The following is a 21,492-nucleotide window of genomic DNA, read 5'->3' as shown; positions in this document are numbered from 1 at the left end:
ATGGTATTTGATTCTAAATTTGATCATTCACATATAAGAGCCTCAGAAAAAGACAAGCATACATACCTTAGAGAATATATAGAAAAGTGAATTTAGGTTCATTTTTTTATACGCTTTACTCAGTGTAAATTTTGAAAAATATGTTTTTAAATGTAAAATTTATTAAATATAATAGTTGAGAAAATACTTTTTGAGCCTAGTAAATGCGGTGAAAATGTTAAAATATTGAATTTTATTTGCATTTTTTTAACGAATGTTACTATATTTGATTCATAACAAAAACTACAAAACATCTGCGTATAGCATAAAAATACTTTTTTAAAAAATTCGGAAATATTATCAGCCTCGATAATAATCATGTAAAAAAGTAATGCTATGAAACAGATTCTGCAAGATTCAGTATTGGTATCTAATTACATCAAAGGCGACGAGTGCGCTTTGGGCGTATTAATAGAACGTCATAAACAACGTATATATAGTTTTATATATTCAAAAGTTTTAGATAGAGATATCACAGAAGATATTTTTCAAGATACTTTCATTAAAGTTATCAGAACTTTAAAAAAGGGAAATTATAATGAAGAAGGTAAGTTTTTACCTTGGGTAATGCGTATTTCTCACAATCTCGTGATCGATCATTTTAGAAAGAATAATAGGATGCCAAAGTATGATAACAATGGTGACTTTAATATTTTTTCTGTATTGAGTGATACCAATTTGAATGCTGAAAATAGAATTATTAAAAATCAAGTAGAAAACGATGTACGTCGTTTGGTCGATGAATTACCTGAAGATCAAAAAGAAGTACTATTAATGCGTATGTATCAAGATTTGAGTTTTAAAGAAATCTCAGAGAAAACAGGCGTTAGCATTAATACTGCTCTAGGAAGAATGCGATATGCATTAATTAATTTGAGAAAGGTAATCGATAAGCATAATATAGTTTTGACAAACTAATACAATAAAGTGTAAATATGTGCGTTGTTGTTTTAAATATAAAAGACAATATATGCCAAAAAATTACACTAAAAGTTCATTTGAAAAGAAAAATATGTTACCAAAAAAGGAAACAATAAGCTTTTTACTGAACTATTCGAAAGCTTTAAGTGTTATTAATTACAAAAGGATGAAGTTTGAAACGCTTCTCAACTAAACTTTGGAAAAAAGACTCGTTAGCTGCGAGTCTTTTTCGCTTTTAGATATTCATTAATGACCGTTTTTCTACCAATAGTCTTGGTAATTATATCTTTTTCTAAGTCCCAACCACGCGCAGGACAATATTCTCTTCCATACCAAATGATTTGTAAATGCAAGTCGTTCCATTTTTCTTTTGGAAACAGGCGTTTGGCATCTCTCTCGGTTTGCACTACATTTTTTCCATTCGATAAATTCCATCTATACATCAATCTGTGAATATGTGTATCTACAGGAAATGCAGGAATTCCAAAGGCTTGACTAATAACAACACTTGCTGTTTTATGTCCAACAGCAGGCAATTCTTCTAAGTCTTCTAAGTTTTGAGGAACTTTGCCATTATGTTTGTCAATAAGTATTTGTGATAAGCCATGAATTCCTTTCGATTTCATTGGAGATAAACCAACAGGTCTAATGATATCTCTAATTTCTTCCACTGTCAATTTTACCATGTCGTATGGATTATCTGCCTTTTCAAATAATAAAGGTGTGATTTGATTGACGCGAACATCTGTACTTTGCGCAGACATTAATACAGCGATTAATAAGGTATATGGATCTTTGTGATCGAGTGGAATAGGAATTTCAGGATATATGTTTTCAAGAGTATCAATTACAAATTGAACTTTTTCTTGTTTAGTCATTTTTCAGTATTTTTACACAAAAATAGACAATAAAAATATTGAACGCTATGAATACGCTAAAAACAGGAGATAAAGTACCCGATTTTACAGTAAATGACCAAGATGGAAACGCAGTCTCTTTGTCAGATTATCAAGGAAAAAAGCTTGTTGTTTTCTTTTATCCAAAAGCAAGTACACCAGGTTGTACGGCAGAAGCTTGTAATTTGAGAGACAATTATGCCGAATTACAAAGTAAAGGTTTTGAATTGTTAGGTGTAAGTGCCGATTCAGAGAAAAGACAAACCAATTTTAAAAATAAATATGAATTCCCTTTTCCGTTGTTAGCCGATGAAAACAAAGAAGTAATTGAAGCTTTTGGTGTTTGGGGCGAAAAGAAATTCATGGGAAAAATTTATGATGGAATTCACCGTAAAACGTTTCTAGTCAACGAAAATGGAGTAGTAGATCATGTGATTGATAAAGTGAAAACAAAAGATCATGCAGCACAGATTTTGGCGCTTTTGGATTAATTTGAAGATTTGAAAATGTGTTGATTCGATAATGTAGTTCTAAGTAACCGTTTATTATCTATAATTTACATTTTAAATATATAACAGACTTTACAATTTTGTGGAGTCTGTTTTTTTTGATGTGTCATTGTGATCGAAGTGAAGCAATCTGTTTCAAAAGATATACAAATTTCTTTTAGGAACAGACTACTAAGTCGCAAACTCCTCGTGGTGACGAATAATCTTAAAGCTTGAAACAGACGATAACTAGCTTAAAAAGTAAATTATTCCAATCAGTACGATAGGAAAAAGAAAAACTAATTGACTCGCAAATACCCAAAATATAAATTTAATCCATTGTACTGAGTTCATTGTAGTTGTGGTATCTTTTTTCATAATATTTAAGAGTTCATCATATTCCATTTCCATAAGTTCAGATTTACTCATTTTTAGATCAATGACTCCAATATCATTCAATCCTTTTTTAAAACCTTTAAAAACAGCTTTAGGATATATCCATATACTGTAACCCATTGCCCATAAACTTAAAAGTCCTAATCGAAAATATTTCCACATTCCAGTTGAGATTTCCCATCCAGCAATAAATCCTTCGCCTTTCCAAGAAATGTCGCAATCATTATAAATATGTTGTATATCGTGAATATGCATGGCTTCTTTTCTAAATTTTGGATTAGGTAAATTAAATTTTAATCCAAAAACTTTAAATTCAAAAGTATCTTTGCTAGCTCCGCCATCTTTGGGAATTCCATTTTTAAGATAAAACTCATGTAACAGTTGTTCTAATTTCATTTTAACTAATGTATTTTATTTTAGAATTAAGCTAATAGGTCAAAAAAAAAAGCTCCTAAAAAAAGGAGCTTCTATATATTATTTATTTTCGATCAATTCGTTTTCATTTTGCTGTAAATAGCCAAATAACTTTTTCTCTTTGATAATTTCAGCAACGCCATCAGGTAACATCTTTTCCCAACCTTCTTCATTATCGGCAATCATTTTTAATACTTTTCTAGAAAAAATATCAAGAATGTTATTATCAAAATCAAAAATATCAACCACTTTTCCGTTGTATTTAAAGAACTTATACAATTCTTTCATACGTGGATGTACTTTTAAGTTATTACTATTCACTAATTCACCAGTTTCCTTACGTCTCATAGGATATAAATAAACTTTCAAGTCTTTGTAGAATAATTTTCCAAAGGCTTCTAATATTCCACCGCTGACATGACGATAGTACTTTTCATCAAAAATATCAACTAAGTTATTTACGCCCATAGTCAATGCCATACGCTCTTTTGTATAGTTGGAGAAGTAATCAACCAAACGATAATATTCTTTAAAGTTAGAAATCATTACTGTTTGTCCAAGCGAACCGAGTAACTGAGCTCTATCCATGAAATCTTGTTCGTCAATTTCTCCTTCTGCACGAAGATTTGACAAAGTAATTTCAAACAGAACCACTGTTTTTTCTTCTTCTACTTTATTTTCACGAATAAAAATATCGTACGATTTTTGGAACATGTCCATATTTACCTTGGTTACAGGACGGAAACTTCCACGTAGTGCCAATACATTCTTTTTGTAAAGCAATCGTGCAGGAAGTATATTATTTCCGTCAGGTCCAAAAATAACGGCTTCAGTCATTCCATTTTTAAGAAGTTGTAAACTCATCAATCGGTTGTCAACTTCTTCAAATTGTGGTCCAGAGAAATTTATGGTATCTATCTCAATCTTATCCTTATCTATATGATCGTATAAATAACGTAATAAATTCTTTGGATTATTATACTTATAGAAAGCACCGTGAATAAGGTTTACACCCATAATTCCCAATGTTTCCTGTTGTAGCTTTGCATCGTTTTCATGGAAACGAACATGCAATATAATTTCGTTGTATTCTTGAGAAGGATCAATTTGGTACTTGATTCCCATCCAACCGTGACCTTTATATTTTTTAGCGAAGTCAATAGTCGCTACCGTATTTGCAAAACAGAAAAACATCTTATCAGGATGCTTGTCACGTGTAATACGATCTTCTAACAAAGACATTTCATGCGATAACATTTTCTTAAGTCGTGCTTCAGTAACATAACGTCTGTCATTTTCCACACCATAAATGGCATCACTAAAATCTTTGTCATATGCACTCATCGCTTTTGCGATAGTTCCGGATGCTCCTCCAGATCTGAAAAAATGACGAACTGTTTCTTGTCCAGCTCCAATCTCAGCAAATGTACCGTAGATTTGACTGTTTAAGTTAATTCGTAATGCTTTCGCTTTTAAGGAAGGAACGTTTTCTAAGTTTGAATCACCTTTATAGACAATAGCCATGAGTAGTTTGAATTTGTTTGGTACAAAAATAAACAATCCTTATTTTTTTGAATGCATTATTTCGGGTTTTTTGTTAAATAATAAGTTAAATTTGAATAATGATCGACAAATGGAACAGATCTATCTAAAAAAGCACCCAATTTTTAACAAACTACTATAGTTTATGATGACAGTTACTTTTCTTGGAACAGGCACTTCGCAAGGAATTCCAATTATAGGAAGTGAACATCCTGTTTGTTTGAGTAATGATTCGCGTGATAAACGATTGCGTGTTTCTATTATGATTTCTTGGGAAAACGCAACATACGTGATTGATTGCGGACCAGATTTTAGACAGCAAATGCTGCGTACCAATTGTAGTCATATTGATGGTATTCTTTTTACACATGAACACGCAGATCATACTGCAGGTTTAGATGATATACGACCTTTTTACTTTCGTCAGGGCGATATTCCTATGTATGCACATCAACGCGTATTTGGAGAATTACAAAAGCGATTTGCCTATATTTTTGTAGATGAAAACAAATATCCTGGCGCTCCAAGCGTTATACAACATGATGTAAAGAATAATGAAGTGTTTACTTTAAAAGGTGTTGCAGTAACTCCAATTAATGCTTGGCATTATAAATTACAAGTTTTTGGATATCGATTTGACGATTTTGCATATCTCACCGATGTAAAAACGATTGAAACCGCCGAAAAAGAAAAATTAAAAGGTTTAAAAGTGCTTGTAATCAATGCATTGCGAATTGAAGAACATATATCACACTTTTCATTAGAAGAAGCACTGGAATTTATTGCGGAACTTCAACCAGAAAAAGCATATTTAACACATATAAGTCACTTGTTAGGTTTTCATGCAGAAGTTTCCAAACAATTGCCAGAAAACGTATTTTTGGCATACGATACATTAACGATTACGATTTAAAATAGCATACAAAATGAAAAAAAGAGTTTTATTGTACACAGTTATATTCTTGGTTTTATTAGCAATTTACCAATATGTGAGTATGAATAAGATGTACGAACAACAAAATACAAAGATTGAAAAACTCCGTGAGAAAACAGAAGGCTTAAAAAACGATGTAGTTGCTTATAAAGATTCTATGGAAATATTAATTGATCAAAACTTAGATTTAAGCTATTTTTCATTAAAAAACAATGGAGAAGCTTTAGCATACTTTGATGAATATAATTTTGATACAGAAAACCTTTCACAAGAGATTATTGATGCTATATATGACCAAAATTCAGCTTCTGCCAACAATCCTTTAGTTCCTTTTGATGGTACTGATGGAAAATTTATGACCGTTGATAAAGTAAAAGTAATTAACCACAAGTGGGTTTTATGCAGTTTCTCTGATGGAAGTTATTGGGGAGAAATGTTACTTGCTTATGAAATTGATAAGGATAAAAATTTGAAGTTTGAATTATTAAGAGAAGTTTTATATGCTCAATATCAAGGCTAAAACAAGGAGTTTCATTATTGTATGTGGCGTAGTTTTGATCATTTTTTATATAGAATATTCTAATAGAAAGGAAGATGAACATTTTGCTGCAAATGCTGAATATACCATTGGTAAAGTTAGTAAAATAACTAAACGTGGTGGTCATCGCACTACTAGTATTTCGAGAATCATAGAATATAAATATTACTACAAAGGAAAATGGATTAGTGATCATGGACCTTTGGAAAAAGAACTTGGTGAAGTTCGAAATGGAGCTCCAATTATAGACGCATACTACGCTGTAAAATATGATCCAAGTAATTTGTCTTCATCTAAAATTTTAATCACAAGTCGTCCAATCACACGAAATGTAGCTTTTAAAAGTTATACCAAAATGTATGGAGAAATTGAAAGTATTAATCCTACATATCCTGGTTATATACGCATCAATGCAGCATATACATTCAAAGGCGAACGTTATAAAGTAGAAACAATTTTGCATAAAGACAGTTTGCCTTGCGGAACACTAGACGAATGCAAAGAAAGTAAGCGTATCAAACTTTTCGTTTCTGACAACTTTCCATACTTCACAGATTTATTTTATAAAAGTAGCAATAGACAGCATTTGCAGTAGTTTTTAAAGGAGTAAATAAAAATTACTCCAAGTGATAATTCATATGCGCAGGGATCGTTAAAGCATTTCCATCGAAGTCAAATACAGCTTCCAACTTTGTTTCATTATCTTTTTTGTTTTTTGGAAAAACTGTAATTTCAAAAAACGGTTTTGTTTGCTGTTTTAATAAGAGTTTTTTGGTGATCTTTTCACCATTCTCTATGATTTGATACACATCATATGGAGGTAAACGCCAATCTTCCTGAAATCGTAGATTGATTTTATTTTCTTTGTTCACAAGGATCTTTCCTTCTGTTGGACTTCCAATTAATTGTGAATTCAACAATCTCGATTCTACATTAGTAGTAAGTAAAGAATCTTTCAAGAGTTTATTTTGTGCTTTTAGTTCAGTCACTTCTTTTTGTAAAGCGTCAATTGTATGTTCCATGTTAGAAACTTTTTCGTTATTACACGAAGTGAATAGAAGTCCTAGTAAAAGTAATAATGTAAATTGTTTCATGATTGTATTTGAGCTAAATGTTGCTTGAATTTTTTTCGAATTTGCTTTTCCATTTTTCGACTACCAGACCAGTGAAAAGGAGATCTACTTCCCATTCTTGATAAGTTTATACAATTGATAAGAATGTCTTGATGATCATAAATGACTACGAGTTCTTTTCCATAACTAATAAGTGAATAACCTGCTTTGTATACAGAAAATTTACCAGAATTGAGACGTAAATCCCAATCAGCTTGTTTGCTGATCTTTTCTAAAATAGCATAATTTTTTTGTGGAGAAATTCCGGAGATTCTCATAAGTTTTCTAGGAGAACATAGAACGTATGTTATTAAAGAAGCAATAGTTACAGTAATTATAAAGTAGAGAATTGAAAACAACAGATAAAACGTATGATTAAGACTATCTATCAGAATAAAAATTGACATTACAGGAAATGCAGCTATTAATATAATATAGTATATGACATCAAAAAAAATATCTAACAAGAGCATTGGAGAAGCATAATCCCTAATAAAAATAAGTACTTCTGCTTTTTTGGAAGCTTCAATATCAATGTCAATATTCTTTTTATAATGCATCTTACATCAACTTCTCCAACCAAGCTTTGAAAGAGTAGAAGTTTTGTGGAGCAACTCCATGTCCTACAGGATATTCTTCATAGACATGATTCAAACTATTAGCTTCCATAAATGGCGTAATTAAACGTGCTGCATCAACAGGAATTACTTGATCTACGCTTCCATGAGAACAGTAAAAATTCATATGACTGTAATCTTTATCATTGCTCACTTCAAAGAGTTTATGATTCAAATAACCACTCAGTGCCACAACATTTTTTACTTTTTCAGGATAGGTAAATGCTACAGCATAACTCAAAATTGTTCCTTGACTGAAACCTAATAGCGTAACATTAGAAGCATCTACAGGATAATTTGTAACAACTTCATCAATAAAAGTAGCGACTAAATCTCGCGATTCTAATGCTTGTTCATCATTACTTATTTTTTCAGTAGCTGTATAGTGAATGTCATACCATGAATATCCATATGGTTGCAAATCTCTTGGCGCACGCGCAGAAACTACAAATAAGTTTTCAGGCAATTCTGCTGCAAACGAAAACAAATCTTCCTCATTACTTCCGTATCCGTGAAATAAAATGATAACAGGAGCTTTCTCCGTAGCTACTTTTGGTGCTTTGATAATATGGTGAAGTGATAACTTTTTAGTATCCATGGTAATTGTGTTTTAAACAGATTTAAACCAATCTTGAAAATAATCGCCCAACAACGGAATTGGTTTGTATTCACGTTGAATAGCGTTTGTAAGTCCGAAAACCCACAATACAATAAAGAATACATAAAATGATCCAGAAATCATCCAACTATTAAAATAGCCGATAAAAAATGAGATCACATAAAATAAAATATTCAATCCGAGCGATTGACGAATATGCATACGCGCAAATTCATTCTTAGTTTCTATATTCATAGAAATTGCAATGACCAATCCAATAATTGTGATGTAACTAATAATTGCAGCTTGTCTTCCTTCTTCTATGGTTTGCTGATTCATAATGAATCTATTTTTTGATGATTGTGAATAATTCCATACACAGTTCCTTTTAATTCTTTTCCGTAGAAAGCAGAATTTTGAGAAGTACTGTGAATGTGCTTTTTAGTAAATGTATAAGTTCCTTCAGGATTAAAAAGTGTTAAATTCGCTTTTTGTCCTTCTGTAATGTTCGAAATTGCAATGCCAAAACGTTCTTTTCCTGCAGTTAAGAGTTCAATTGTTTTATCAGTATTACAAATGGTTTGCAAAGCACCAAAAGCACTTTCTAAGCCAATTGTACCAAACATAGCGTTGTCAAACTCTACTTTTTTATGTTCTACATCAATTGGGTTATGATCAGAAGTTACCATATCGATTGTACCATCAAATAAAGCCTCAATCAAAGCTTTGCGATCTTTTTCAGTGCGTAATGGAGGTAATACTTTATAGTTGGTATCAAACGTTTCCAATTCGTCGTCTGTCATCATCAAATTATGAATAGCTACCGAACAACTTACATTCAATCCTTTTGCTTTCGCTTCACGGATAAGTTGTACTGATTTTGCTGTAGAAATTGTCGGAATGTGTAATTTTCCCTTTGTATATTCCAACAAAAACAAATCACGGGCAATATGCAATTCTTCTGCCAAAGAAGGAATTCCTTTTAAACCTAATCGCGTACTATTTGGACCTTCATTTACAATTCCTTTACCAACAACTTTATTTTCTTGTGGAAATGATAACACTAAACCGTCAAAATTATCAGCATACAACAAAGCAATCTTCAGTAAATTCGGGTTTTCAATGGCTTTTTGATAATCGCCAAACGCAACAGCGCCTGCATTTTTCATATCAAATAATTCTGCCAAGTCTACACTTTTACTTTTAGTTGTAAGTGCGCCAATAGGGTAGAGGTCAACAGCATTTCCAAAAGCATTACTTTTTAAGAAAGCAATATCAGCTTTTGTGTCTGCGATAGGATTTGCATTCGGATTTACGGCAACGGCTGTAAAACCACTTTTGGCAGCAGTTTTTAACCCATTTTCAATCGTTTCGCGTTCTTCAAATCCTGGTTCTCCCAAACTTATACTGCTATCAAACCAACCTTGTGAAACATGAAGGTTTTCAAGCGAAATAGTCTCGTAATTGTTTGAATTTTCTATGGAAGTGGCAATCTGTGTAATAATTCCGTTTTCTATCAAAATATCTTTTGTAGTGCGATGATGTTTACTCGACGCATCAAGAATAGTAGCGGATTTTATGATGAGGTTCATTTGACGAATTTTAAAATCAAAATTTCAATACCTAAAAATAGTAGCGCAAAAATAATAAACCATTTCCAAAGCGAAGCAACAGACTGTTCATTTTTTAAATCTTCAAAGAATTGCGACACCGTAGTATGTGTTTGATTTGGATATATGTTGGCTAAATTATGGTATTGTAACGTGCTTTCTTTTCGATTGAAGTTATAGCTAATCTTTTGTAATTCAGTATTTTGATTTTTAATACTGTAAATTCCAGCTTTCGATGGAAATTCATCTGTCGTCAATCGAACTTTATTATTTGCTGTTTGTTGTAACGGAATAAATTCTTCTTCAGCTTTCGCGATAGTCAACACAGCGTCTTGCCCAAGTGATGTCTGTACATCAAAGGTATTTTCTTTGCCTAAAGTGTAATACAAATTCGTTAATCGTAAACTATTTTTTCCAATATTATAAAGAATAGGAACGATAAGTGGCGAATTTTTGAAGTTCGAATTCTCGTTATTGATGGCAGCCGTAAAAAGGTAAGTTTCGTTTGTTGAAAGTAAAAACGGTAGATTGTTTTCAAGTGCTAACACAGCAGCATTTCCATTGATAGAAAAGTAGTGATTTACCTTCGGATATTGGAAATTGGTTACTTTCTTTTCGAATACATTTGTAAAAAGCGGATGCGAAAAATTAATTTTAGTAATCTTCTTTTCGGTTACGTTTGCTACTTCTTGAAAACGCCCAAAATTATTAGCTTGCAACAATGTATTATAACTTGTCAAATCGCTTTCTTTGGCAGGAATGATAACAAGTGAACCTCCATTTTGTTTGAAACTTCTCAATGCTGTCAACAACGGATTAGGAATGCTTTTAAGTTCATTCAGAATAATTAATTGTTGTGTAGCAATTGCGTTGTAATTCAACTGATTCAATGGAGTAGAAGTCAGGTTGAATTCGTCATTAGTATATAATTTTTTCAAAAAATCATCATCAGTTTCATTCACCGCTAATACATTAATTTTTTGTGGAGAATTGATGTTAAAAAACAACGTATTGTCAAATTGCAGTGAATTGTCATCGATACGAATTTCTCCTTGAATCACTTTATTAGAAGGAATCGAAAAGCTAACTTCCGAACTATTTTGTGTGTCTAAATTTACTGATGATTTTGCAATCAAACTTCCGCCATCATACAATGAAACAGGAACATCTTGCACAGGAACGCCTGAATTTTTCAAAACAACCGAAATAGTTACAGCACTTGCGTCTTGTGCTGAAATATACAAGCTGTCAAGCGCGATATTATTAGCGTTTGCAGGTTTTAATTGTACATAACTTGTCGTGAACGTACTATCGTTTCGAACAGAAAGTTGTTCGTTTTGTTGAAAATCTGAGATTAAAATCAGGTTTTTTACAGAATTATTTTGCTTAGAAAATAACTTACGACCTTTCAAAATCACAGATGGAATTGCTTCTTGTTGATGTGAATACTCCAATTGCAACAATTCATTTCGAATACTTTTGATAGTTGTATTTTTATACGTTTCTGTGTTTGTGAAAATAGAAACTTCTTCATCTTCAGGAACGGTATTCAACAACTCTTGAACTGCACGTTTTAGCAAAGCGCCTTTTTCACCTTTACTTTGCATGCTAAACGAATTATCAAGATAAATAACAGTTTCTTTCTCAGTTTTTACAATGTCTCGATTGGCAAAATACGGTTGTGCAAACGCAAAAACCAATCCAGCCATAGCTAACAATCGCGTACAAAGAATCAGCCATTTCTTTAATTGTGAACTCTTTCGAGTTTGTAAAATAACATTTTGTAAAAACTTTACATTCGTAAACGCGGTTTTCTCAAATCGGCGAAGTTGAAATAAGTGAACCAGAATAGGAATGAGTAGTAAAAATAAGGCGTAAAGTACTTCTGGGTGTTTGAATTGCATTCCTAAATAAACATTTGTTCAAATATAAACGTTTAATTCTATTTTACCATATATTGGTGTTTATAAAGATGTGTTAAAGGTTTGTTAGGAACATTTATTTTTGTTTAATCTTGTTTATGAAAATAGTAAATGAAACAGACACAACAGAGATTACAATGCCTATTATTAGATTAGCTTTATATCCAAACAATATGTTTTCTGGATCATTAGGACTAAATAATTCATTATATTTCTCTGCACCTACTATGTAGGTGATTAAAGTTATTAGAATTGATATGATAGTAATAAGGCCAAATAATGATGATATCGATTTTTTACCTTTTGATTCTTGTTGTAAATAATTTTCTTTTGAGCTCTTCTTTTTACTTTCATTGATTAATAAATCGATTTTTTCTTTTAATTTATCATCAGGAAGATTAAGTGTAATTAAATCAAGTAAGCTTTGATGAAACGTATTATTAAAATATAGGTATTTTAAACTGTTAATAACTGTTGTTTTTCTCTCTTTATCTAGTAATGGACTTGACATTACTGTTACTACTAAATCTTCAATTAATTCTTTAACACTAATTTTATTTGTATTAATCCTGTTTTCTTTTAGCTTAGAATTTATCACAGTCTGAATTTCGAATCTTGAAATGTCTCTTTCTTCCCCTATTTGGAAGGATAAGGTTTGAATAATTCCTCTTTTAATTTTATCAAATTTTTGCTCTTTTGATTTAATGAAAAGATAAATAGCAAGAGGTAATCCTCCTATAGAAGCTATAGATCCAATTACAGTAATTAAATTCTCCATTTATAAATGATTAGTGTTAATTTATGCTGTCATGCTTTATTTTATTAAAAATAAAATAAACATTACATCTGGAATTACGGTTTTCCACAATCATTAAACATCTAAGTCAAATCAACAAATCAACAAAGAACAAAACTATAATATTCCAAACACTAAAATCAAACCCATAAAATCAACACTCTTGCAAAACCACGTAAAAATACGCTAGTAAAAAATTGTAACGCCATATATCTTTATGCAACTTAAAAAATCAACCATATTATGGCAAACTCAAATCCAAAATTTAGAATTTATCCTTCCATAGGAATTGCACGACTCGGAAATGGTCCAGCAACCAAAGAAGAAGTAATATTTAGCCCAGAAATTCCTTGGGCAAATTTGTATGAAACAGATCAAAATTATTTGACGAAAGATGGTCGCTTAAAGAAACAAGCACAACGTTTTTACATTTACGAATGCGACGATCACGGAAATCCAACACGACAAATTCATACAGACGATTTCGAAATTGAATGGTCCGTAGAAGTGGCAAATAAGAAACCATTTTGGTACGATTTTAACAACAGTTTAGATTTATCCGTAGTTGCTGATAACCAAAACTTATCTCCAAATTTTGTGAAAGATAAACTGGCGCCAGGAATTAATGCTGCGTATAGAAATCCAAATGTATTAAACCAAGGATTGCGCGTAGAAGACGGTTATGACTTTCGTAAGGATTTGGTAAATCATCCAGGATCAGTAAGTGTTGATGAAAATGCAAAGCGTAAAGAATTAAGAGGACAGTTTCCTTCTTCTAGATTTTCTAAAGATGGCGTAAGCATGCTTGCCAAACGTATGAATGTAGAAGCGAAAAATGTAAATCTAGGAACTGCAGAATACGATGATGATGGAACACTTATTTTTTATGGAGCTGACGGAATTTCTGCTGCATTAAATCCTTCCGATTTAAATACAGATTTTGCAGATAACTCTAATTGGTATGATGATATTTGTGATGGACGTATTACAGCAAAAATTCGTAGAAAAGATACTGGAGAAGAATACAATTTAGATGATGCAAATTCAGCTGCTTGGGTAGCTTCAGCTCCGCCAGATTATGCACCACAAATTCAGCCATTATCAACAATGTATGATTTAATTACGGGAGCTTCAAACGAATATCATGCGCCAGAATTAGCAACTGTTTTTCCAATGATGTATCGTTTGTACAGAATGCAATGGGTAAACTTAGGTGATTTCTTAGCGCCATCATTCAAAGAAACCATTGATGAATTAATTGCAAACGATCAATTCAAATATATCTACCAAAAAGAACCAAAAGCGGAAGCAGATGCAGTACGTGAAAAAATATTCAATATGTTCCGTAATCCTGCATATACGATGTCTAATGAACCAATTATTCCAAGTAAAAATGCTACAGATTTGGTAAATCGCGGAAGCGGAACAGAAGAACTAAAATTACCATATTATCCTGGTGATGCCATTGATTACCCTGGAAGTCCTGCACAATGGTTTGCCATTCCACCAATAATTTATGAACAACTTAGACAATGGCGCGATGGACATTTTTATACACCAGAAAGTTTCGATTTTAAAAATATGGACGAAATGGGCGCTTTTTATCGCGATCAATTCCTAGAATCTGCTAGAGATGAAGCACGCAAGCCATTACTAATGACAAGAGCTGTTCTTGAAACATTATATGGTGGAGGATTTCATCCTGGCGTTGAATTGACTTGGCCAATGCGTCACAATAATATTTATGCAGAAAATAAAGAAACGTATCGACTCATCGTTGATAATCCAGAATATCAAATTGGAGCATATGGTTTGCGTGAAGTACGATTAAACTTAGCTTCTAGAGAAGAACAAGAAGAAATTTTCTATAATGATTTTGGTTTCTCAATGAACTCAGAAGATATTCAAAGATCAATGGAACCTGGAAGTAAAGATAGCTGGTTCTGGAAAGTTACACCTGGTGATTTAACAAAGTGGATGGGAATTCCTTGGCAATCTGATGCAGGAAGTTGTCAGGCAGTATACGTAGAAAAACAATATCCAGTTCCTTCTTGGTGGGCAGCAAATTTACCTGTGCATGTATTGCCAAAAGATAGTTATGACAAACTTTTAGATCCAACGATTACTGAGGATACAAAACGTAATATTTATGCCAATCGTTTGGAATGGTTGCATACAGCTAGTACCGGATTTATTGGTTATCACGCAGAAGGTGGTTATATGAACGGTTTGATCAATATGGTATATCAGTGGAAAGATATTGGAGTTGTCACAGGAAGAAGACTCGACTTGGATATTGATGGAATTCCAGAGATTGTGTATGTTGCGTATGATTCTAAAGATAACTAGCTATTAGACCGCGTTGCTGTTAGATTTTAGATCGCTTCGCTTTTAGACTTATTAGAATCGCTTTGAAACGTCATCACGAGAATTTTTCAAAATTCTCGCAAAGACGTTTCTATTGATACATTTTCAAATCGACTCGTTATTTTATTTAAAAAGTCTTCAGGAGTGATTTTCAATAGAAAATCGTACTGAGAAGTGCTTTGAAACTAAAGATCAATACAAATTAAAACTTTTGAAAAAAGAAGTAATTATTATAGGTAATGGCATTGCAGGCATCACGCTTGCAGTGCTTTTGCTTCGTAAAGGGATTTCGTTTGCGCTTCTGCATCGAAAAGAAGAAAAACAAGCATTTGCCTTGGGAGAAACCTTGCCGCCGTCGGCAATGCCATTATTGGAGCAATTAAAATTATTAACTGTTTTTGAAGAAAATGCGTATCGTAAAACCTACGGTTATCATTCTATGTGGGGAAATTCACGCGTAACGGATATTAATTTTTATCATCAAAATCCATATAAAAATGGTTTGAAAATAAACAAGCATCAAACCTTAGAAAAAATGCGAGACATGATACGCGATAACATGATTTCGTATAGCAAAGGTTTTGAATTGATTCACGAATCGCATGGAAACACTGTAGTTTTAGCTAAAAACGATGGTGTCAAAATGGTGCAAGGACAAATTTTAGTAGATGCAACAGGACGAAATCGTGCAGTTTTGCAAAAATTGAACATTGAAAGCACTGTTTATGACGAATTGGTTGCGTTAAGTTGTCATTTACCAAAAATAGAACATCCCAAATTGACGCATGAAGTATATGTAGAAAGTTTTAAAGAAGGTTGGGGAATTGTTTCTGCGTTGAATGAAACGGAAAATATCTGCACTATTTATACGCATAAAGGACATGAAATTTTGTCTAAGCTTAAAGATGTATCCAACTGGAAATCTGTATTATCGGAAACCGTCTATTTAAAAGATTTCTTGGTTGAAGATGATAACATAAAGTTTAAAGGTGGGAATGCAAATTCCTCTATAGCACCACAAGTGGCTGGAAACAATTGGTTGGCACTTGGAGATGCCGCAATGTCTTTTGATCCATTGTCATCACATGGAATTACAAATGCCATTTACACTGCAGCCAAAGCTTTAGAAGCGATTGATAAGAAATTAACGGAAGCTGATCCTGATGTGTTTATAGAATATAACGAAACCATGAAAACCATCTTTCAGCAGTATTTGCAATCTAAAAACAATTTGTATCGACAAGAAACTCGCTGGAAAGATTCCGATTTCTGGAAACGGTTTTTTGAGTAAAAATTACTCCTTTGACTTCAGTTATTTTAAAAGATTTTGAAATATCAAATTGCCTTACACAAATTTGTCAATCTTATTTTGATATATTCTCTGTCTTGAAACTTATCTTCTAAATTTAATTTTTATGAGAATTAATATTAATTCGATTAGAAAAATCTACTAGACTGTTTTTATAAAATTTTTTATTATTTGTGAATTAGAAGAATGACGGTCTAGTGTATGAGTAGTAGTGGATTTCTACTCACGAACATTTCGGTTTTGTACTGACCTTTGTTTGATGTTTATCCTTTCGTTTTATCACTTAAACCGCTATTACTTATACACATTGTTGGCAGTAGTACTTTTATTCAAATAGTTTTTCAATTCGTTCATTTTCATTAGAATTTGGTTCAACAGGGTTTTCCTTACGATATTCACTTTCTTCCCAAGCTTCAAAATCTCTCATACTTTCTTTTATTTGATTTTCCTCAATTATATCTTCCCAATACTGCTTATCTAATTCAACTTCTAGAACCAATGGTTTTTTTGAATCAGGTAATAATTCATCAATTAATTGTTCTCTAGTTCCAAATATTTCTTCATAAATTTCTTCCACTTTATTCAAATCAGTAACTTCATCTTTTATTTGGTCTGAAAGTTCATCTCTCATTGTTTCTACAATATTTTCAATCATTTGTACAATTGTGTCTTGACCATCTTCAGATTTTGAAAATTCAGCATAATCTTTCTCGTACTTGTCAAATAAGTCAATGATTTGTTCGGATTCGAAATCTGAATCAGCCCTTAGCATTAGTTTATCTATAATTTTATTAAAATTCTCTTTGATATAAGTTTCTGATTGTGGACAATCTTTTATTTTTTGTAACGAATCTAAAACTTCCGAAAAGACTAAATAATCCCAGTTCCCCAAATAATCTAAAAGTTTAAAATGTTTTAAAAATACACTGTCAATATTAACTGAGGTACAATAGGTTGAAAGAATTGATAATATTTTTGAGTTGAAGTTGTTCTTCTTTTTATTTGCAATTGCTTCTTGTTTTTCGATAATAAAATGGTCATTGTTTATTAAGTCTCTAATAACACCTTGAAGTTCTTTGTCGAGAGGAATAATAGATTTTTTCGGATTAAATCTATTTAGTTGGTCTAAGTATATAACGTTTTTAATAATCGCTTTTCTATCTGAAAAGGATTCCGATATTTGACCAATTAAGAAGTCTGCTAGAGATGGATTTATGAAATTATATGAACGTCTATTTCTATCAGTGGAAGTATAAAGAGTAGATGAAATAAAACCATTTAATAATAGCCTTACAGATTTATTAAATTGATTCCCGTCAATAATTTGATTGTGTTCTGCTATCTCGTATTTAAGTCTTTGTTCAAATGCTTTGGTAAGTCTCCTTTCAGTAACATAATTCCCAAAAGAAAATAAAGTCATTAATAAACATCTTTCCAAGTAACTGATTTGGTTATTGTATGAAAATCGCCAAATCTCTTTTGGATTAGATAAATTATTTACTATAAATTGTTTGTATTCTGATATAGTAAAGTCTTGAATTTTATATTCATCTGTTATAAACTCAATTATTCGAGGTGTATAATTATGGTGTTTAATTATATCCCAATAAAATTTTTCCTCTAAAATGACATTATAAAACTTCTCGTCTACTTGTTTATGAAAAAAATGATTGTAAAGAATTAATGCCTTCTCATACTTATTATAATCTGATAACTTTAACTCAAACTGTCTTTCATTTAAGCTAGAATGATTAATTTTTTCATATCTATCACTTGCTAAGCTCAAAACTACAGTGCGAGTGGTAAGGATAAGATATTTATTTGGTGAATTTCTTATTCTATCTACAAAGCTGGTTAGTTGAGTTTCTGTTTTATGAGAATTAATAATCTCAGCGTAATTCGCTCCTAAAAAATCATCAAAATAAAAAATCTGTTTAAGGTTATCATCGTCTGAAATCACATCTTCAGCTTCCGAAATATTTTCGACTTTGTGTATTTTAAAATTATTTTTTGCTCTATCAAATAATATCATTTCTGCCAAGGAAGTTTTTCCAATTCCTGGTTGTCCTGTTATAAGAAGAATTTTTTCCTTTTTAAGAATTTTGTAGGCTAAATCTAATTTATTTGTAACGACATAATATTTTACCTTGTCTTTTAATCTTTTCAAGAAGTATCTAGTTCTTGATTCAATAGCATTATTTAAAATTTCAGTTATTATCGTAGTACTAGAAAGCCAAAGTTTGTAATATTTCTTTTCAATTAAAGGAAATTCAAATAAATAGTCGTTTAGGTCTTGCTGTCCAATTATATCATTTGATGTTTTGACGTATGGATTTAATAATGATTTTAGTTCGTCTTTTTGAATCGCAGATAAATCTATTGAAGTAACTAAAATGTACCTGTCGGGTTTTAGATTTTCTACTTTTTCTAACTCTTTGTTTTTTATTACGGATTTTAAGTTAGAATAAGTTGATTTTGAATAATGTTTGGCTTGAACAACAAGTGAATTGTTATTTTTTTCTGTAGAAAATCTTAAATCAACCCCTTTATCTTTTCCAATTCTAAAACTTTGTAATTTTAAATTGAATTTTGCGTTCAATAAGTCTTTAGAAATTTCTTCAAATTCTTTATCATTTAAAGTAGAAAAGTCGTAGTTATTCAATTCAGGGTTTGTTTTTCGTATTACTGCCAACGTACGTATATACAGAATTCCTATTCTTATACTAAATTTGGTAAATAACAGGAACTCATTTTATATAAACTTCCTCTTATTTTTTATAAAAGTAAAACAAATACCACAAATACACAATGTGGTTTCCCGTAATCAATAGCGAAACTTGAGTTATTTAACTAAAAAACAAAACATCACCATTCTCGAAAAAAATAATACCTTCGCAGCATGATCAAAGAAATTCAACTGCGAGTTACCATTGAAGAAGAAATGCAAGGCGATATTGTATTGCAAAAAGCAATCAAAAAGTTACGTGTAAGTAAAGATGAGGTAAACGGAATCAAAATATTACGAAAATCAATCGATGCTCGTAAATCGTTGATCATTTTTAACTATAAAGTTGCTGTATATATCAATGAAGCACTTCCAGAGACAAGCGCATATGAATTTGATTATAAAGATGTTTCTAATGCCAAAGAAATTCACATCGTTGGTTTTGGTCCAGCAGGAATGTATGCGGCATTGCGTTGTATTGAATTAGGTTTTAAACCAATAGTATTAGAACGTGGAAAAAATGTGAAAGAACGACGTCGTGATTTACGCGCAATCAATCAAGAACATTTTGTAAATGAGGATTCAAATTATTGCTTTGGAGAAGGTGGCGCAGGAACCTATTCTGATGGAAAACTCTACACACGAAGCTTGAAACGTGGCGATGTACGTAGAATTTTCGAAAACTTAGTGTATCACGGAGCAACCGATCAAATTTTGGTAGATGCGCATCCACACATTGGAACAAATAAGCTTCCGAACGTTGTTAAAAATATACGCGAAACCATCTTAAAATACGGAGGAGAAGTACATTTTGATACACGTGTTACCGATTTTGTCATCAAACAAAACAAAATACAAGCCATTCAATTGCAAGATGGACGTGAAATGATTGCAAATCGTGTGATTTTGGCAACAGGACATTCTGCAAGAGATATTTATGAATTACTTCATAAAAAAGAAATCGCTTTAAAAGCAAAATCATTTGCAATGGGCGTCCGTGTAGAACATCCACAACAAATAATTGATAATATTCAATACCATTGTACAGGCGAACGAAACGAGCTTTTACCAGCTGCAGCGTATAGTTTGGTTCATCAGGTGAAAGATCGAGGAGTATATTCGTTTTGTATGTGTCCAGGCGGATTTATCGTTCCAGCGGCAACCGCCAATGGAGAAGTTGTCGTAAACGGAATGTCGCCTTCACGACGTAATAATAAATTTGCCAATTCTGGAATTGTGGTGGAAATCAATGCAGAGAAAGATTTATACAAATATGAAAAACATGGTGTTCTTAAAGGTTTAGAGTTTCAAAAAGATTTAGAACGTTTGGCATTCACGGCAGGCGGAAGAAGTCAGGTAGCACCAGCGCAGCGTTTAACAGACTTTGTAGAAGGAAAACTTTCAACTGATTTGAATGCTACTTCATATCAACCTGGTTTAAAATCGTCACCGTTACATTCGCTCTTGCCAAAAAGCATTGGTGGTCGTTTGCGAAAAGGATTTGCTGCTTTTGGGCAAAAAATGAATGGTTACTATACAGCACAAGCCAATATTGTTGGTGTGGAATCACGAACTTCTTCGCCAGTAAACATTCCGAGAAAAGAAAATTTAGAACATCCAGAAGTAGCTGGCTTATTTCCTTGTGGAGAAGGCGGCGGTTATGCTGGAGGAATTGTCTCTGCTGCTATGGATGGCGAACGTTGTGCAGAAGCTGCAATTATTGGATTGTAATTTGTTCATATTTGAAATTGATAAAAAATGCAAGGCTGAAAAATAATTAGTCAAATCAAAAATATTGATTTATCTTGCTGATACTAAAAACAATAAATATCCCGATTATGAAAATTTTGAAAAAACTGTCTTTTGCTCTTGTAACTTTAATGCTTTTATTTTCTTTTACTGCTCCAGAAGGTGATCATATTGGAAAATGGAAAGGGCAAGACAAAGGTGATATTGGTTTTTTAACCTTATCTAGCGATGGTTATGCTACTTTTGAATTTAATGGTCAGACATTAGGTGGAAAATCATACGATCACCAAGGAAGGAAAGCTGCGATGAAGTATACTGTAAATACTGGAACAACTCCAACAAGTATTGATTTCATTATCGTTGAAAGTAAGTCCAAGAAAGAATTAGGTCGTTTAAAAGGAATTATAAAAATGAATTCAAGAAACGAAATGCAAATGGCAATGACTTTTGGCGGCGGTACAGGAAGACCAAAAGATTTTACAAAAGATGCGATTGTTTTTGATCGTGTGAAATAGATAG

At 32.0% G+C, this 21,492-nt stretch carries 20 protein-coding genes; 9 read left to right on the top strand and 11 right to left on the bottom strand.

Annotated elements, in window-relative coordinates; translation table 11 throughout:
• The first annotated feature begins 375 nt into the window (after positions 1-375).
• Positions 376-957, top strand: coding sequence for an RNA polymerase sigma factor (locus tag ACOQOS_RS05215; RefSeq protein ID WP_420573912.1), 582 nt, complete (start codon positions 376-378; stop codon positions 955-957).
• A gap of 215 nt (positions 958-1,172) precedes the next feature.
• Here the strand turns inward: ACOQOS_RS05215 and ACOQOS_RS05210 are convergent, their stop codons facing one another.
• On the bottom strand, positions 1,173-1,838 hold the full coding sequence (locus ACOQOS_RS05210; protein WP_420573911.1) for an endonuclease III domain-containing protein: 666 nt from the start codon (positions 1,836-1,838) through the stop codon (positions 1,173-1,175).
• A 47-nt stretch (positions 1,839-1,885) separates the two neighbouring features.
• On the opposite strand from ACOQOS_RS05210, the gene bcp reads away from it, so the two are divergent.
• Positions 1,886-2,347 (top strand): thioredoxin-dependent thiol peroxidase, encoded by a 462-nt coding sequence (gene bcp / locus ACOQOS_RS05205; RefSeq protein ID WP_420573910.1) that lies wholly within the window; start codon positions 1,886-1,888, stop codon positions 2,345-2,347.
• A 246-nt stretch (positions 2,348-2,593) separates the two neighbouring features.
• Here the strand turns inward: bcp and ACOQOS_RS05200 are convergent, their stop codons facing one another.
• The gene (locus ACOQOS_RS05200; protein ID WP_420573909.1) at positions 2,594-3,136 is read right to left on the bottom strand and encodes a hypothetical protein; all 543 of its coding nucleotides are present in this window, start codon (positions 3,134-3,136) and stop codon (positions 2,594-2,596) included.
• 78 nt (positions 3,137-3,214) lie between these two features.
• Positions 3,215-4,678 carry a TonB-dependent receptor gene (locus ACOQOS_RS05195; protein WP_420573908.1) on the bottom strand — a complete coding sequence of 488 codons (1,464 nt, stop codon included), beginning with the start codon at positions 4,676-4,678 and terminating at the stop codon, positions 3,215-3,217.
• Positions 4,679-4,844: 166 nt separating this feature from the next.
• Here ACOQOS_RS05195 and ACOQOS_RS05190 point away from each other — a divergent pair, with 166 nt between their 5' ends.
• The 3 genes from ACOQOS_RS05190 to ACOQOS_RS05180 are packed head-to-tail and all read left to right on the top strand — an operon-like array spanning position 4,845 to position 6,763.
• A complete protein-coding gene (locus ACOQOS_RS05190) occupies positions 4,845-5,609 on the top strand; it encodes an MBL fold metallo-hydrolase (RefSeq protein ID WP_420575132.1) in 765 nt (254 codons plus the stop codon).
• Positions 5,610-5,622: 13 nt separating this feature from the next.
• Positions 5,623-6,150 carry a hydrolase gene (locus ACOQOS_RS05185; protein ID WP_420573907.1) on the top strand — a complete coding sequence of 176 codons (528 nt, stop codon included), beginning with the start codon at positions 5,623-5,625 and terminating at the stop codon, positions 6,148-6,150.
• On the top strand, positions 6,131-6,763 hold the full coding sequence (locus tag ACOQOS_RS05180) for a hypothetical protein (RefSeq protein ID WP_420573906.1): 633 nt from the start codon (positions 6,131-6,133) through the stop codon (positions 6,761-6,763). Before ACOQOS_RS05185 ends, ACOQOS_RS05180 begins: the two co-directional genes overlap by 20 nt.
• Positions 6,764-6,785: 22 nt before the next feature.
• Here ACOQOS_RS05180 and ACOQOS_RS05175 read toward each other — a convergent pair whose 3' ends face one another.
• From ACOQOS_RS05175 to ACOQOS_RS05145, 7 genes are all read right to left on the bottom strand, one after another.
• Entirely contained in the window at positions 6,786-7,262 is a 477-nt protein-coding gene (locus tag ACOQOS_RS05175) for a hypothetical protein (RefSeq protein WP_420573905.1), read from the bottom strand.
• Positions 7,259-7,840 carry a hypothetical protein gene (locus tag ACOQOS_RS05170; RefSeq protein WP_420573904.1) on the bottom strand — a complete coding sequence of 194 codons (582 nt, stop codon included), beginning with the start codon at positions 7,838-7,840 and terminating at the stop codon, positions 7,259-7,261. The genes ACOQOS_RS05175 and ACOQOS_RS05170 overlap by 4 nt, the downstream gene beginning before the upstream one ends.
• 1 nt (position 7,841) lies before the next feature.
• Complete coding sequence (locus ACOQOS_RS05165) at positions 7,842-8,495, bottom strand: alpha/beta hydrolase (protein ID WP_420573903.1); 654 nt, start codon at positions 8,493-8,495, stop codon at positions 7,842-7,844.
• A gap of 12 nt (positions 8,496-8,507) precedes the next feature.
• Positions 8,508-8,834 (bottom strand): DUF4870 domain-containing protein, encoded by a 327-nt coding sequence (locus ACOQOS_RS05160; protein ID WP_420573902.1) that lies wholly within the window; start codon positions 8,832-8,834, stop codon positions 8,508-8,510.
• Positions 8,831-10,087: a dihydroorotase gene (locus tag ACOQOS_RS05155; RefSeq protein ID WP_420573901.1), complete on the bottom strand. Its 1,257-nt coding sequence runs from the start codon at positions 10,085-10,087 to the stop codon at positions 8,831-8,833. Before ACOQOS_RS05155 ends, ACOQOS_RS05160 begins: the two co-directional genes overlap by 4 nt.
• Positions 10,084-12,009: a vWA domain-containing protein gene (locus tag ACOQOS_RS05150; RefSeq protein WP_420573900.1), complete on the bottom strand. Its 1,926-nt coding sequence runs from the start codon at positions 12,007-12,009 to the stop codon at positions 10,084-10,086. The genes ACOQOS_RS05155 and ACOQOS_RS05150 overlap by 4 nt, the downstream gene beginning before the upstream one ends.
• A 94-nt stretch (positions 12,010-12,103) precedes the next feature.
• Positions 12,104-12,805, bottom strand: a complete 702-nt coding sequence (locus ACOQOS_RS05145) for a hypothetical protein (RefSeq protein WP_420573899.1) — start codon at positions 12,803-12,805, stop codon at positions 12,104-12,106.
• Positions 12,806-13,066: 261 nt separating this feature from the next.
• On the opposite strand from ACOQOS_RS05145, the gene ACOQOS_RS05140 reads away from it, so the two are divergent.
• Positions 13,067-15,172 (top strand): LodA/GoxA family CTQ-dependent oxidase, encoded by a 2,106-nt coding sequence (locus ACOQOS_RS05140; RefSeq protein ID WP_420573898.1) that lies wholly within the window; start codon positions 13,067-13,069, stop codon positions 15,170-15,172.
• 229 nt (positions 15,173-15,401) lie between these two features.
• Complete coding sequence (locus ACOQOS_RS05135) at positions 15,402-16,481, top strand: NAD(P)/FAD-dependent oxidoreductase (RefSeq protein WP_420573897.1); 1,080 nt, start codon at positions 15,402-15,404, stop codon at positions 16,479-16,481.
• A gap of 343 nt (positions 16,482-16,824) precedes the next feature.
• Here ACOQOS_RS05135 and ACOQOS_RS05130 read toward each other — a convergent pair whose 3' ends face one another.
• Complete coding sequence (locus tag ACOQOS_RS05130; RefSeq protein ID WP_420573896.1) at positions 16,825-19,161, bottom strand: restriction endonuclease; 2,337 nt, start codon at positions 19,159-19,161, stop codon at positions 16,825-16,827.
• 237 nt (positions 19,162-19,398) lie between these two features.
• Between ACOQOS_RS05130 and ACOQOS_RS05125 the strand changes: the two genes are divergently transcribed.
• Both ACOQOS_RS05125 and ACOQOS_RS05120 read left to right on the top strand, forming a co-directional pair.
• Positions 19,399-20,955 (top strand): NAD(P)/FAD-dependent oxidoreductase, encoded by a 1,557-nt coding sequence (locus tag ACOQOS_RS05125; protein WP_420573895.1) that lies wholly within the window; start codon positions 19,399-19,401, stop codon positions 20,953-20,955.
• Between the two features lie 107 nt (positions 20,956-21,062).
• The gene (locus ACOQOS_RS05120) at positions 21,063-21,488 is read left to right on the top strand and encodes a hypothetical protein (protein ID WP_420573894.1); all 426 of its coding nucleotides are present in this window, start codon (positions 21,063-21,065) and stop codon (positions 21,486-21,488) included.
• Positions 21,489-21,492: the final 4 nt, after the last annotated feature.

The organism is Kordia sp., from assembly GCF_965224175.1.
Lineage (GTDB): Bacteria > Bacteroidota > Bacteroidia > Flavobacteriales > Flavobacteriaceae > Kordia.
This window is presented reverse-complemented; position numbering and strand designations above follow the sequence as displayed.